Source organism: Shewanella sp. GD03713 (assembly GCF_029843705.1).
Lineage (GTDB): Bacteria > Pseudomonadota > Gammaproteobacteria > Enterobacterales > Shewanellaceae > Shewanella.
Map to the genome: position 1 here is coordinate 4,482,169 of NZ_JAOCIW010000001.1, position 13,462 is coordinate 4,495,630.

Annotated in this window: 13 protein-coding genes; 6 read left to right on the forward strand and 7 right to left on the reverse strand. The window is 47.2% G+C overall.

What is annotated here, in order from left to right; genetic code table 11:
• Positions 1 to 83 precede the first annotated feature (83 nt).
• Positions 84 to 1,001, reverse strand: a complete 918-nt coding sequence (locus N5E87_RS19610; protein ID WP_086903022.1) for a hypothetical protein — start codon at positions 999 to 1,001, stop codon at positions 84 to 86.
• A gap of 252 nt (positions 1,002 to 1,253) precedes the next feature.
• On the opposite strand from N5E87_RS19610, the gene N5E87_RS19615 reads away from it, so the two are divergent.
• The 4 genes from N5E87_RS19615 (at position 1,254) to N5E87_RS19630 (ending at position 3,827) form a co-directional block, all read left to right on the forward strand.
• Entirely contained in the window at positions 1,254 to 1,613 is a 360-nt protein-coding gene (locus tag N5E87_RS19615) for a DsrE family protein (RefSeq protein ID WP_086903021.1), read from the forward strand.
• A 104-nt stretch (positions 1,614 to 1,717) separates the two neighbouring features.
• Entirely contained in the window at positions 1,718 to 2,119 is a 402-nt protein-coding gene (locus N5E87_RS19620) for a nitrous oxide-stimulated promoter family protein (RefSeq protein ID WP_011718580.1), read from the forward strand.
• Between the two features lie 55 nt (positions 2,120 to 2,174).
• On the forward strand, positions 2,175 to 3,107 hold the full coding sequence (locus N5E87_RS19625) for a hypothetical protein (protein ID WP_086903020.1): 933 nt from the start codon (positions 2,175 to 2,177) through the stop codon (positions 3,105 to 3,107).
• Between the two features lie 138 nt (positions 3,108 to 3,245).
• Positions 3,246 to 3,827 carry a lipid-binding SYLF domain-containing protein gene (locus N5E87_RS19630; RefSeq protein ID WP_086903019.1) on the forward strand — a complete coding sequence of 194 codons (582 nt, stop codon included), beginning with the start codon at positions 3,246 to 3,248 and terminating at the stop codon, positions 3,825 to 3,827.
• A gap of 77 nt (positions 3,828 to 3,904) precedes the next feature.
• Here the strand turns inward: N5E87_RS19630 and N5E87_RS19635 are convergent, their stop codons facing one another.
• The 6 genes from N5E87_RS19635 to N5E87_RS19660 form a co-directional block, all read right to left on the reverse strand.
• Positions 3,905 to 4,519, reverse strand: a complete 615-nt coding sequence (locus N5E87_RS19635) for a hypothetical protein (protein WP_176370302.1) — start codon at positions 4,517 to 4,519, stop codon at positions 3,905 to 3,907.
• A gap of 74 nt (positions 4,520 to 4,593) precedes the next feature.
• Positions 4,594 to 5,631, reverse strand: a complete 1,038-nt coding sequence (locus tag N5E87_RS19640) for an acyltransferase (protein WP_086903017.1) — start codon at positions 5,629 to 5,631, stop codon at positions 4,594 to 4,596.
• Between the two features lies 1 nt (position 5,632).
• The gene (locus N5E87_RS19645) at positions 5,633 to 7,030 is read right to left on the reverse strand and encodes a hypothetical protein (protein ID WP_086903016.1); all 1,398 of its coding nucleotides are present in this window, start codon (positions 7,028 to 7,030) and stop codon (positions 5,633 to 5,635) included.
• Positions 7,031 to 7,208: 178 nt separating this feature from the next.
• The gene (locus tag N5E87_RS19650; protein WP_011718601.1) at positions 7,209 to 7,559 is read right to left on the reverse strand and encodes a YkvA family protein; all 351 of its coding nucleotides are present in this window, start codon (positions 7,557 to 7,559) and stop codon (positions 7,209 to 7,211) included.
• A 31-nt stretch (positions 7,560 to 7,590) separates the two neighbouring features.
• On the reverse strand, positions 7,591 to 8,349 hold the full coding sequence (locus N5E87_RS19655) for an AraC family transcriptional regulator (RefSeq protein ID WP_086903015.1): 759 nt from the start codon (positions 8,347 to 8,349) through the stop codon (positions 7,591 to 7,593).
• Between the two features lie 17 nt (positions 8,350 to 8,366).
• Positions 8,367 to 8,915 carry a YbhB/YbcL family Raf kinase inhibitor-like protein gene (locus tag N5E87_RS19660; protein ID WP_086903014.1) on the reverse strand — a complete coding sequence of 183 codons (549 nt, stop codon included), beginning with the start codon at positions 8,913 to 8,915 and terminating at the stop codon, positions 8,367 to 8,369.
• 897 nt (positions 8,916 to 9,812) lie between these two features.
• Between N5E87_RS19660 and speF the strand changes: the two genes are divergently transcribed.
• Entirely contained in the window at positions 9,813 to 11,975 is a 2,163-nt protein-coding gene (gene speF, locus N5E87_RS19665) for an ornithine decarboxylase SpeF (protein ID WP_279775773.1), read from the forward strand.
• An 85-nt stretch (positions 11,976 to 12,060) separates the two neighbouring features.
• Entirely contained in the window at positions 12,061 to 13,380 is a 1,320-nt protein-coding gene (gene potE, locus N5E87_RS19670) for a putrescine-ornithine antiporter (protein WP_086904100.1), read from the forward strand.
• Positions 13,381 to 13,462: the final 82 nt, after the last annotated feature.

Consider the following 13,462-nt stretch of genomic DNA (forward strand, 5'->3'; position numbering starts at 1 on the left):
CGGCTAAGGGTATCTCAAGCGCAGTGTTAATCGCGTTGGAGCGCCAAAGGCTAGAATCCTACAATCGCAAGCAGACAACGACCTTAGGCCGTTGCCGCTTTCGCCTGCGCCTTCTCTATACGGCTAATTCGCCCTTCAAATCCCGTGACTGTGCCATCGGTTAAACCAAATTTGATCGCCTCTTGGCAGAGTGCAATCGCTTTATCAAAGTCTTGGGTATCGTTTAACAAGGTCGCAAGCTGCATAAAACCAGGGGTTTTAAGCTCAAGATCTTTGGACTTTTCGGCATTCACACTGTGGAATAACGCAAGATACAACCCATGCAGCGCTGCACCATAGGTTAAATATTCGGGCGATTTTCGCTGCTTGTAGCACTCGGCAATCACGTTTTGTAACGCGTTATAGCGCGCCTGCGCCGTCTCTGCACTTTGGTATTCTTCTACTGCGCGTTGCAGGGTCACATTCGCCCATGAACTTAGTGCTGCAAGTGGTTCGTCTTTTGCCAAACGAGTGCTTGCCACCTCAGGCGAACTCTCGGCGCTTTCTTTAGCCTTAACTGGGGTGTCGACGACTACCGGCTCTTCTTGGGCCTCACTCGCCTGGGTGACCGGAGCTTCATCCTTAGGGATTGCAGAGTCTTTATCGGCATCGGCAGAATGGACATCGGCAAGGATAATCACACTCTTTTCATTACTAGCGGCTGGGAGGTCGACATCGATAATATCTTCGCTTATCTCGACCCGACTCGCCGGCTCAACGTCCCTTGGCATTAATTCAACTTCGGGTGCTTTAGCCTCAGAAGCAGCTGCTGACTCGTTCGCCGCAGCAGGAGCAATGTCAGGCGTAGGTTCAGCCTCATCGGGCGAAGCGCTTGTATCCCTTGTCTTTTCGGTTGATTTCTTCGCCATCATTGCTTCTTGTTCTTCCTTCGCCAAGCGCTGGGCACGACGAAATAAAAACACTCCGATAGCGATCAGTATAAAAACGACAACGACCTTCATTCTTCTTCACCTTTAATGGCTGCTTCCCATCAGAAGCGATTGCAGTTGGCTTGCCAGGGCGACTCAATAACCTGAAGCTGGCAAGGGATTCTGTCCAAAAGTTGAGCAGAGATTAACCGCTATTAAAGTCCATAGTGTCTGTGTAAATCAAGTATTTATGCCGTTTTATCCGATCTTGCACGCAAATCGATAGGCGCAATTCGGCTAGACTGTTAGGGTTTATGACCATTTGCAAAAATTAAGGAAAGCCTAATGCAAAACATTCTGATCGTTGCCCACGCCAGCCCCTATGGCACTGAAAAGCTCTTCAATAGCCTACGTATCGCGTTGGCGCTGAAGGACCAAACCGAGCAACAAGTTGATTTAAAAATCTTTTTAATGTCAGATGCGGTGTTTGGCGCCCTTAAGCATCAAACGACTCCAGACCTCAGTTACAACCTACAACAGATGTTTGAGATCCTAAGCGCTCAGCAAGTCCCGATTTTACTCTGTAAAACCTGCGCCCAAGCGCGGGGTGTTAACCCCGAGATGTTGCTCGAAGGTGCCGAAATTGGCACTTTACAGGATCTCACTCGCTGGACGCTGGCCGCCGATAAGGTGATGCATATTTAAAGTCTCATTTTGTGCGCACCTTCATAAATTGACACTTCAATTTTGAACAAGCCCGCGCCGCTGCTTATGATGGGATTATCCGAGTAACAGACTAAGGTATTCCCATGGACTCAGCGGCACTACTCACAGGTAAACTGCGCTACGAACATGAAACCATTAGCGCGATGGCGAAGATCTATTGCAAAGCTAAGCACCAAGGCCAAACGGCATCCGGCCTGTGTGAAGAATGTTTAGCGCTGCTAGAGTATGCCGCCGTTCGCCTCGATCGCTGCCCCTACGGACAAGATAAACCCACCTGCAATAAGTGCCCTGTGCACTGCTATAAACCGGCGCAAAAGGCGCAGGTCAAAGAGATCATGATTTTCGCTGGCCCACGAATGCTGTTACCGCATCCCATTCGCGCAATCAAACACTTACTGGCAGAGCGTCAGCCAGTACCCGCATCTGTACCTGAGGCGGCATCTAATCGCCATCAACGCATCGCAATTTCACAGAAAAACCTTTAGTAACACTTTTGCACCTCGAAATTCCCTGTTATAACAAGGCGTCGAGGTGCTTAAAATGAACGAATTTAATACGTTTTTTGCTCAAGCCTATTGGTGGTTATCCCTATTTGGTGGCTTACATTGCCTCGCGCTAGCTATTTATATTCGCTACTTCTACCACTCAAACAATAACCAAAAACTGCTTGCTGGCTTCTTGAGTCTTATCGGCTTGTACTTCCTGACGGGCATGCTCAACCGCGATAACACGCCTATCCCTATCCATGTGTTATTTAACCTGATCACCCCGATTTACTTCTTACTCATGCCGCTGCTCTACCTCTACTGCAAACGCAGTCTAGAGCAAAACACCTCACCCATTGGCTTTTCGCGGCATTATTGGCCAGCACTACTCACCCTATGCTTGGCCATGATTGATATCGCGGTGCGGTTGAATCTACACAAAAATGCGATTTGGTTTCAGGCGGAATTCTTTAAATATCGGCAAGATATCGATTTCAGCCATTGGAGCCTCGCCTTACCGCTACTGCTGTTTATCCAAACGGCAACCTATTTTGTTGCGCTTTGGCGACTGTTCCAACGGCATAAACTGCGCCAGCAACAGAATAACGATGCACCGCAGCAAACCTTAAAGCTGATCCGTTTCCGCTGGTTGTTCGGCCTGACCTTAGCCATGCTATTTAACTGGTTGTTAAGGGTATTTGTGGTAGTGCTCCCCTTTTATCTTGGGGATTCACTCTCGACCCTATCCCATGCGCTGCCACGCTTAAGCCTGCTGCTAAGCTTTTACCTGCTGGCGGCTTATGGCCTCAAGCAGATCACCCGCACCGCCTATCTCAGGGGACATATGTCGGCCCCGCAGCCAAAGGCAGAGCCTCAATCTTCTGAGATACTCACGCCAGAAGAGTTTGAATTCCTGCAACAACTGCAGCAGGAATCGACCGATCACAAAGAAAAATCGACCGATACGCCCCCAAAGCCACAGAACTAAATCAGCACTTGGTAATCAAAACTGGCAATATGCCACACTGAATAAACTGAACCCGAGCTGACACAAATGCAGCTTTAGGCTGTCATTTGTTAAAACAAAGGGTAGTCTGATGGAACCGAAGAATGAAGGAGGAACGCCATGAAATCATTTTTATCCCTTATCGCCGCATCAACCTGCCTGATTGCCAGCTTTATGGCACCCGTAGCGCAGGCCGACGATAGCTACACCGAGGCTTTAAATAATTTTCACCAAGCAAAGGAAACCCGCAAATTTTTTGATACCGCCTATGGTTATGCCCTCTTCCCTACGGTCGGTAAAGGCGGAATTGGTATTGGCGCCGCCTACGGCAAAGGTCGCGTCTTTCAAGCGGGTCAATATATGGGAGACTCTAGCCTGACCCAGCTCTCCATTGGTTTTCAGCTAGGCGGACAAGCCTACAGTGAAATCATCTTCTTTAAGGATGCCAAATCCTACAACGAGTTCACCAGTGGCAGTTTTGAGTTCGATGCCCAAGCCTCGGCCGTTGCGATTAACATGGGCGCTAACGCTAAAGCGGGCACCACAGGTAACTCGGCAGGCGCAGGCCAAGCGGGTGGCAATCAATCGGCAACTGCTGCCTATATCAATGGTATGGCGGTATTTACCGTTGCCAAGGGAGGATTAATGTTTGAAGCCGCACTGGCGGGACAATCCTTCTCCTTCGAGCCCAGAGGCAACTAAGCTTTAGTCGTGTCGTCCCCATAAAAAAACCTCCTATCCCACAGGGTTAGGAGGTTTTCTTTTATCCTCGATGGTGCTTACTCATGTCCCCAAGGGGCTGGCGGTAAAGGTTGCGGTTGGCTCAAATCAAAATCCACTTGGAAATGTCGATTCTCGCGGGTCAGCAGGTAGCTGAAGGTACTTGGCGTAACCTCCATATGCCACACATTGGTAACTGACTGAGCCAGGCCGTTTTGCATAAAGTTATCAATCGATGCCTGATCGATGGGGAATGACTGCTTTTGGCTGCTGCCGACACTCGCCGTATCGCCGCCATACATAGTCACTTTATCTTCCGTCCCGTCTTGATGGCGGTGATCATGCTTTAACCTTAAGCCCTGAGCCGTTTTCGTGATCACCCAAGTACGGGAGTGGTCATCACCCACATGAAAGGGGATTTTCAGCTCAGTGTCACTGCATTCGCGCACATGCATCACCAGCGCTTTATCACGAAAAGCCGCATCGGCACTGTCCGTTGACACTACTTTACCCGCAAAGGCTTTACCGCAATGGGATGCTAATTGATTGAAGAAAGTCTCTTGCGCTATGGTAAGTGCTGGTTCGGTCGCCGCATAGGCAAATGCCGGCGTCGCCATCATAAGGCCGACGATTCCAAGGCGTGGTAGGGTGATAGTTTTCATTATGTTTTCCATGGAAAATTCGATGAAAAACACGCTAACACAGGGGAATAAATTTAAACTTAATTCCCCTGTTTAGCTTAGAGGCGTTACCAACCGATATACAGACGTGAACGGTTGCCTAAACGTTTTTTGATAAAGCGAGCCGTGATAATACTGCCCACCATCAGGAAGGTAAAAATCGCCGCCGAGAACAGGATGCTAGTGACCCAAGACCCTGGCGGTAAGCGATAACGCAACACAGTGGCGACCGTATTAAACAACATGTCGAATAACGGGTGGATGAAGAAAATTGCAAAGCTCATCTCGGCGGTTTCCACTAACCAAGGGATGCGGCTGCGTTTCGACAACCAATCACAGAAGTTAAGCACTAGCACACACAGACTCAGCTTTTGGATAAACTGCCAGTCGATACCGTTATATTCAAACGGCGCCTTATGGTAGTTACCAATGTGCTGCACTATGTAGCTTTGCTCGACCAGACTCACAATCAGGAAGATCACTGCTAACGCACTGAAAATCGAGCCATAGCGCGTCACAATATGTTCATCTTGGGAATATAAAATACCAATCAAATAGAAAGGCATAAAATACACCACCGAGTGGATAAAGTTGACGTTACCTATGGGTCGGTGGAGCAGAATCGCCACCACACAACTCAGCACGAATAGGGTCCAACGCATCTGCTGCGAGCAGCGGATAAACCACAAAAACACTGGCGAGAATAAAAACACCGCCATGATAAAAGGGATATACCAGTGCGGATACAGGATATAGCCGTTACGCACGGTATAGAAAACGCTCAACAGTAGCTTATCAAGCGACTGATGTTCCAAGAAAAACCAACGTAAACACAAGAAGAACAAGCCAACGGCAGAGACGATCAAGAAAGGATAAAGTACGTTTTGCACTTTATTCTTCATAAACTTGCCGTAATCGAAGTCCTTATAAAAAATCCGATGGAAAAAATAGCCAGAGATAAACACGAACAACGCCGTGCCCCCCCTGAGTAAATTTTCCAGCAATAAAGGAAACCCTTCCCCAGAGTTATAAATACTGTGGCCAAGCACGATAAAAATAATCGCGATGCCGCGCATGTAGGTAAATTCGAGCTGATTTTTTCTCATATTAATTCATCGCACAGTAGAGGGTTCTTCCCTCAACAACACTTGCAGAAACCCGGATGGTGCCATGGATTTCCGGCTCATTGAACACCAAATACTGACCTTCGCGCTGAAAGGTGAACCCCAAAGGTAACAGAGTTGCGGCTTCAATGCCCTCACAATAATTCTGTAAGGGCACATCCAGCAACGGACTGCCACTCACATTTAAGTTACTGAATTGTGAACTCATACCTAAATAGGCTTGGGTCATGTCTTCTTGATAGGGCACCACATAAAACCCGGAGCGCACCTCACCCACGTCGATAAAACTGCTGCTATCGCTCACACTCGGCATCACCAATAACGGTACTTTCGGGTCCTGCACATCCTTAAGTAACTGGGTCAGTTTTTGCTCCGTCGCCGGATAGTAGGCCAGCATGTCCTGCAGCCGTTTCTTCTGCGCCATATTCTGGGCAACGGGCGGAGTAATCGGCTTGATTCGGCTCAGCAGTAAATCCACGGGCAACATGCCCGACATCACTGACTCCTTCCACACATAGGCATCTTGAGTGCTATCGAGCAATATGCCAGCCAGCGCGCCAATATTCTCAGCCTCGGCGGTCCAGCCGCCAAGCATTTGCTGCTGTTGATAATAATCCTGCACGTACTGCAGCAGGATTTGCTGATAGCCGAGATAGGACTGGTTTTGACTTAAGAAGCGCGCCCCCGCGATTAACTCGACATATCTGGCGCTGCCTTCGACTAAGTCATTCACATAACTGACTTTATCTTCGTTAGGCGCCGTTTGCCGCCACACTTGTAGCCAGTAAGCGGCATAGCCTAAATACTGCGCCTGCTGCTCGGGTTGTTTTAAGGCCGCCATCAAGGCATTAAACAGTTGTAAACGGTAATAGCGAGCATCGAGGTTAAGTGGATAAACTTCGCCTTCATATCGACGCGCATCCTCTAACACCCGCCACTCGGATTGGGCATAAAAATGAAATGCTTCGTGCACACTGTTGCCAGCCCAAATCACAAAAGGTAAATCGGCGGTTTTAGTCGTACTATCGAATTGAATCGTCGGCGACTCGAGCTGGATAAGCACACCCGCTTGCCCTTGATATTGGGGAAAACCAAAGTTAATTGACAGCCCAGAGTGCAAGTTAACCGACTCTAACACGCTGTTGTCTTGGATAATTTCACCGCCGGGTTGGCGCAACCAAACGTTGCCTGCATAGCTGAAGAGATGCACTTTATCGTCGAGACGAAATCCTGGCCACAGGGCTTCACTCTGGCGACTGGTCTGAGCCATAAAATCGAGGTACAGGCGGGCGAGTTGTTCTGGCGAGGCCTTATCGGCGAACACGGGGGTGGCGGCAGAGACTCCTAAAAACCACAGGATCACCGCCATAATATTTTTCATTTAATTGCCTAAACACACACAATGGATTCACAAAACAGCGCTAGCATATAGCGCAATTAACCAATAGTGAAACGTTTCACAAAAAATATTTTTACCCTTAAAAAACGTGGGTAAAGCCTATTCATTAACCATTAATAAAATCATATTTTTAGCCTAAAAGATGCCACCATTTTCGCGACTAAGGCTTAGGCTCCGCGGGCTCATCGCCAAACCACAGCGCCAACTTATCCGCCGCTTGGGATTTCACCTCATCATCAATATAGAGCATAACCATAGTGAGCGCCGCCGCTAAGGCGCCCAAGTCATCGGTAAAGCCCACTAAAGGTGTCAAATCCGGGATCGCATCCAAGGGCGAGATAAAGTAAGCCAAGGCCCCAAAAATCACCGACTTGGCCCACTTAGGCGTATTGGGCTTTTGCGCCGCATAGTAAAGCCACAGGGCACGCTCAACCACTTCACGCCCAGCTTGGCGACCAAACAGTTTGATTTTGTTCCAAAAACCAGTCTCAGTGAATTGTTCTTCTGCCATGTCGACTCCTTGTAATGACGGTTAACGTAGCTCACAGTGTACGGCGATACGCGGCGGGTGTCAGGCCAAAGGCCTGTTTAAAGCGTGCCGAGAATTTTTCTGCCGATAAATAGCCGCAGGCCAGTGCGATTTGCAGCACGGAATCCGTAGAGTTTTGCAACAGCGTTAAGCCCTGACACAAACGCACTTCGGCGAGCAATTGCCTAAAGCTAGTGTCTTCCTGCGCCAGTTTACGTCTTAAACTGGCAGTGCTCATATGCAATTTGTCGGCGATTTCCTCTTGCTGCCATGGGGCTGAAGGATGTTGTCCCAATAAGCCCAGCACAGCTTGGCTCACATTCGCAGGTTTATGACTGTAAAGCCAATTGACGCTCGCTTGCTGCGGCAGACTGAGCAGCAAGGCGGCTAAATAATGCATCTGCACCGACATGGGTAGCGCCAAGGTCAGGCTGTGCAATAGCGCATTCCAGGCAAAATCGACCGAGCGTGAAATCGTTTGCGTGGGTTTAGGTATCACCCTGTCGGTCGCCGCCAGCATAACGCCCGAGGGCAACTCATAGGGCAAGAGGAGTTGCACCGCTCGGTAGCGTCCACTCATCGGCCGATTGATGAAGCTGATATGACTTCCGGCGGGTAACAGTAATAGCTGCTCGGCATTCACGGCGAGAGCATCATCTTGCCAGAGCAGCGACTTCTCCCCTTGGATCACACGGATAATCGAGGGCTGATGCACTGGCACCCGCGAAAGTGACTGCGCCAGTTTAGAGTCGTATTCAAACATGCGGATCATGCATCAGCCCTGCACTATTAACGCTGATACACAGCGGTCAGCTTAGCGCTGCCTAGGGCCTGTGCATTGAGCATAAAGCCTAATAGCGCAGGAGAAGCCTCTTTTGGTAACGCTAATGGCGAGGCTAGCGCCCACACAGTAAATATATATCTGTGCATGCCATGCCCCTGCGGCGGGCAAGCGCCACCAAAGTCGGTGGTGCCAAAGTCATTCTTTAGCGCAATCGCTCCTTTAGGTAAGGCATTGGCTTTAGAGCCCGCACCTTGGGCTAGCTGTTGTTGATCGCCGTTAATATTGTAAACGGCCCAGTGCCACCAACCACTGCCTGTAGGCGCATCGGGATCATAAGCCGTCACCGCATAGGCTTTTGTGCCCTTGGGGGCGTCGCTCCAAGTGAGTTCGGGAGAAAGATTCTCACCATTACAGCCAAACCCATTAAAAACAAATTGATTCGATAATTGCTGACCTTCACCAATATCTTTACTCGATAAGGTCATGGCCTGCGCCGAGCCGAATGCCGCCGTTAATAAGCCAACTCCGACTATCCACTTATGTAAATGCATCATCTTTATCTCCTTTAGGTAACAGGATTAATTTACGTCAGTCTTAAGTGACAAACCTGCCTCAAAACGCCAAGTTTCTTCCCTAAATGCTCAAAATTGAGAAAAAGTGTCGACTTTTTGTCATCTTTAAGCACTCAAGTGATTTTGTAAAGACTTTATCTGCATTTTTATTCAAATATGCCGTACTTTATAAAACACCAAATGAATTAATACAGTGATTAGAGCGAAATTAGATATTTATCCTTTATTAATTTATGCAGTTTTTGATTTTTAAATTAATTTGACAATATTTACTTTCGTTATTTAGATAATGATACTTAAGGATGATTGACTGTATTTAAATAGATAGAAAATAGTGAAATAAATAATTACAGTTAATTAAAAATAAGACACAGATCATATTTTTATTGATAACACATAGATAAACTCCATACCGTAATAAAACGTATCAATCATTTTCTCTAATCTCATAATGGAGTTGTATATGAAGAGGAAATCAAAAATCATGGCACATATCCGGCGCACTAGACATATCATGATGCCTAGCCAACGCAACTATTTCGACCATTCATACATCTTCCTTCGCTAATCTTCGCGTAGGTAGTAGGCCAATTAACAGGTCTAAAGTGGTATTGCCCTTGTAAGTGCATACACTTATCGTACTGTTTTTGCAGGTTTATTATCTCGCATCTAAATCAAAGCATTCTTTAGTCAGTGCAGCCAAGCTGCGGCCAAATAATTCTCTCGGAATAAATCTATCTATTTTATTCTTGGACGATTTATAGCCTCATCATATCTGCACACGGAATAGCCATATCTAATTTAATGCCATTAATATTTTTTAATTAGGTATAGGCAAAGTTGTATCCAAAACTTTTTAAAGTAAAAGGGAAATTAACGATGAAATCATTAAAAGTTGCCGCTAGCTTATCTGTTAGATCATGTTTTGAAATAGACAGAGAAGTCGTCAATGTATTAACCACAGATTTTTGCGATGTGGGCGCGGCTGTAGTCTCTGTTGATGATGTTAAAAATGGTATTGTTGAAAAAATTAAAAATACCGGATTAAAACTGCCTATTTTCGTATCCGTTTGTTGTGAAGAAACCTTCCCAGATGATATTTGCTCTTCTATTACTGGGGTATTTGAACTCTGCGGTAGCAATACCGATTTCTATGGTAAACAAGTCGAAACCGCCGTCCAAAAATATGAGCAAGCCCTATTACCGCCGTTCTTTGGCACACTGAAAAAATACGTGGAAATGGGCAACTCCACCTTCGCCTGTCCAGGCCATCAGGGTGGTCAATTCTTCCGTAAACATCCTGTGGGTCGCCAATTTTTCGATTTCTTTGGCGAAACCATTTTCCGCTCAGATATGTGTAATGCCGACGTTAAACTCGGCGATCTGTTAATCCATGAAGGCGCGCCACTGGATGCACAAAAATACGCGGCTAAGGTCTTTAACGCCGATAAAACCTACTTTGTGCTTAACGGAACTTCTTCTTCAAATAAAGTGGCGACCAACGCACTGCTGGCGAAGGGTGACCTGGTATTATTCGACCGTAACAACCATAAATCCAACCACCATGGCGCGTTAATTCAAGCTGGTGCGACACCGATTTATTTAGAAACCGCCCGTAACCCCTTCGGCTTTATTGGCGGTATTGACGCCCACTGTTTCCAAGAGTCTTATTTAAGGGAGCAGATCCGCGCGGTTGCGCCTGAGCGTGCCGATGAACAACGTCCATTCCGTTTAGCCATTATCCAGCTAGGTACCTACGATGGCACTATCTACAATGCTCGCCAAGTAGTTGATCGTATTGGACATCTATGTGATTACATCCTGTTTGACTCAGCTTGGGTTGGCTATGAGCAATTTATTCCTATGATGAATGACTGCTCACCTCTGCTGCTCGAACTGACGCCTGAAGATCCCGGTATTATCGTGACTCAGTCAGTGCACAAACAGCAGGCAGGCTTCTCACAAACCTCGCAAATTCACAAAAAAGACTCACATATCAAAGGCCAAGCCAGATACTGCAACCATAAACGCTTCAACAACGCCTTTATGATGCACGCCTCTACCAGCCCCTTCTATCCGCTGTTTGCCGCATTGGATGTGAACGCTAAGATGCACGAAGGCGCCAGCGGCCGTTATCTGTGGCGTGAGGCGGTTAAAGCCGGTATTGAAGCTCGCAAGTTACTGCTCAAAAAATGTAAATATATCAAGCCATTTATCCCAAGCATGATCGAGGGACGCCCATGGCAGGATTATCCAACCGAACAAATGGCCGATGATTTACGTTTCTTCGAGTTTGAACCCGGACAAAAATGGCACTCCTTCGACGGTTACGAAAAAGGCCAATATTTCGTAGACCCTTGTAAGTTCCTATTAACCACGCCAGGTATCGATGCCGAAACCGGTAAATATACTGAGTTTGGTATTCCAGCAACTATTCTGGCTAACTTCTTACGTGAAAATAACATTATTCCCGAGAAGTGCGACTTAAATTCGATTTTATTCCTGATGACGCCTGCGGAAGATATGGCGAAGATGCAACACTTAGTGTCGCAAATATCTCGCTTCGAAAAATTAGTCGATGAAGATGCGCCATTATCTGAAGTATTACCTAACGTCTATAACGCCAATAAAGCCCGTTATAAAGACTATACCATTCGCCAACTCTGCCAAGAAATGCACAACCTTTATGTCAGCCATGACGTAAAACAACTGCAAAAAGAAATGTTCCGCCAAGCGCATTTCCCAACAAAAGTGATGGATCCACAGGAAGCCAACCTCGAGTTTATCCGTGGCAAAGTGGAGTTAGTGCCACTGTCACAAATTGAGGGACGCATTGCCGCAGAAGGTGCATTGCCTTATCCACCTGGGGTGTTATGTGTGGTACCAGGTGAAATATGGGGCGGCGCGGTACAACGTTATTTCTTAGCCCTTGAAGAAGGCATCAACTTATTACCCGGATTCTCCCCTGAATTACAAGGTGTTTACCTCGAAAACACCCCAGACGGAAAAATTCAAGCCCTAGGTTATGTATTAAATAAATAATTGAAACCCGGCTGCAGAGTTAATTAACCCCGCTCTGCAGTCAATTTCAAACTTCTATAATGAATAACATTATTAGGTCATTATTATGAGTAAATCAGCAAATAAAATTGGTGTCGTCCAATTAACTATTATCACCATAGTCAACATGATGGGTTCAGGTATTATCATGTTGCCTACCCAATTAGCCCAAGTCGGTACTATTTCTATCCTTTCTTGGTTAGTGACGGCGGCGGGTTCTACGGCGCTTGCCTATGCCTTTGCCAAATGCGGTATGTTCAGTAAAAAATCAGGTGGTATGGGCGGTTACGCCGAATATGCCTTCGGTCGCAGCGGTAACTTTATGGCGAACTACACCTATGCGGTATCGCTTTTAATCGCGAACGTCGCCATCGCTATCTCTGCCGTGGGTTATGCCGCGGTGCTACTCGAAGTGAACTTAAGCCCAATGGCTATCTGTCTTGCCACCATTGGCGTACTTTGGTTAGCGACAGTGGCTAACTTTGGTGGCGCCCGCATTACGGGTCGCGTGAGTAGCGTCACCGTGTGGGGGATTATTCTGCCCGTGATTGGTGTGTCGTTAATCGGTTGGTTCTGGTTCGATATCGACCTCTACAAAGGTGCTTGGAACCCACACGAACTGCCTTTCTTTAAAGCCTTAGGCGGTTCAATCGCGATGACTTTATGGGCATTCCTTGGCTTAGAATCAGCTTGTGCTAACTCGGAGACAGTTGATAACCCAGAGAAAAACGTTCCTATCGCCGTAATGGGCGGTACCTTAGGTGCAGCGCTTATCTATATCGTTTCAACCAACGTGATTGCCGGTATTGTGCCTAACGCCGACCTTGCCAACTCAAACGCACCTTTCGGTCTAGCCTTCGCGCAAATGTTTAACCCTGTGGTCGGTAAAATCGTGATGGCCTGCGCCATTATCTCTTGTACTGGCTCACTGCTGGGTTGGCAGTTCACTATCGCGCAGGTGTTTAAAGCCTCTGCCGATGAAGGTTTCTTCCCTAAAGTGTTCTCTAAGGTCAGTAAAGCCGATGCACCAATTTGGGGTATGACCATCATCGTTTCGATTCAAACCCTGCTGTCTCTGATGACTATTAGCCCATCACTGAGCAAACAGTTTGAAGCCCTCGTTAACCTCGCCGTGGTGACTAACATTGTGCCTTACATACTATCGATGGCAGCCCTAGGTGTGATGCAAAAACAACTCAAAGTACCAGCGAACAAGGCCCGTGTTGCCAACGTGATTGCGGTTATCGGCGCCCTGTATAGCTTCTACGCCCTCTATAGCTCTGGTGAAACCGCAGTGATGTTAGGCGCTATCGCGACCTTCTTCGGCTGGACCATCTACGGGGTGATTTCCAATAAAACACCAACAGCTGAGATCAAAGCAGCGTGAGCACGTCTCCCCTGCGATTCTCACCCATTACTAGATAAGAAACATAAAACCAATCCGTCTTCAGGGACCTTAAGCCACAGTG

Excerpts from the sequence above, each read along its gene's own strand:
- N5E87_RS19610 (WP_086903022.1), bottom strand. The coding sequence starts at position 1,001 with ATGAAGGTCGTTGTCGTTTTTATACTGATCGCTATCGGAGTGTTTTTA.
- N5E87_RS19615 (WP_086903021.1), top strand. The coding sequence starts at position 1,254 with ATGCAAAACATTCTGATCGTTGCCCACGCCAGCCCCTATGGCACTGAA.
- N5E87_RS19620 (WP_011718580.1), top strand. The coding sequence starts at position 1,718 with ATGGACTCAGCGGCACTACTCACAGGTAAACTGCGCTACGAACATGAA.
- N5E87_RS19625 (WP_086903020.1), top strand. The coding sequence starts at position 2,175 with ATGAACGAATTTAATACGTTTTTTGCTCAAGCCTATTGGTGGTTATCC.
- N5E87_RS19630 (WP_086903019.1), top strand. The coding sequence starts at position 3,246 with ATGAAATCATTTTTATCCCTTATCGCCGCATCAACCTGCCTGATTGCC.
- N5E87_RS19635 (WP_176370302.1), bottom strand. The coding sequence starts at position 4,519 with ATGGAAAACATAATGAAAACTATCACCCTACCACGCCTTGGAATCGTC.
- N5E87_RS19640 (WP_086903017.1), bottom strand. The coding sequence starts at position 5,631 with ATGAGAAAAAATCAGCTCGAATTTACCTACATGCGCGGCATCGCGATT.
- N5E87_RS19645 (WP_086903016.1), bottom strand. The coding sequence starts at position 7,030 with ATGAAAAATATTATGGCGGTGATCCTGTGGTTTTTAGGAGTCTCTGCC.
- N5E87_RS19650 (WP_011718601.1), bottom strand. The coding sequence starts at position 7,559 with ATGGCAGAAGAACAATTCACTGAGACTGGTTTTTGGAACAAAATCAAA.
- N5E87_RS19655 (WP_086903015.1), bottom strand. The coding sequence starts at position 8,349 with ATGATCCGCATGTTTGAATACGACTCTAAACTGGCGCAGTCACTTTCG.
- N5E87_RS19660 (WP_086903014.1), bottom strand. The coding sequence starts at position 8,915 with ATGATGCATTTACATAAGTGGATAGTCGGAGTTGGCTTATTAACGGCG.
- speF (WP_279775773.1), top strand. The coding sequence starts at position 9,813 with ATGAAATCATTAAAAGTTGCCGCTAGCTTATCTGTTAGATCATGTTTT.
- potE (WP_086904100.1), top strand. The coding sequence starts at position 12,061 with ATGAGTAAATCAGCAAATAAAATTGGTGTCGTCCAATTAACTATTATC.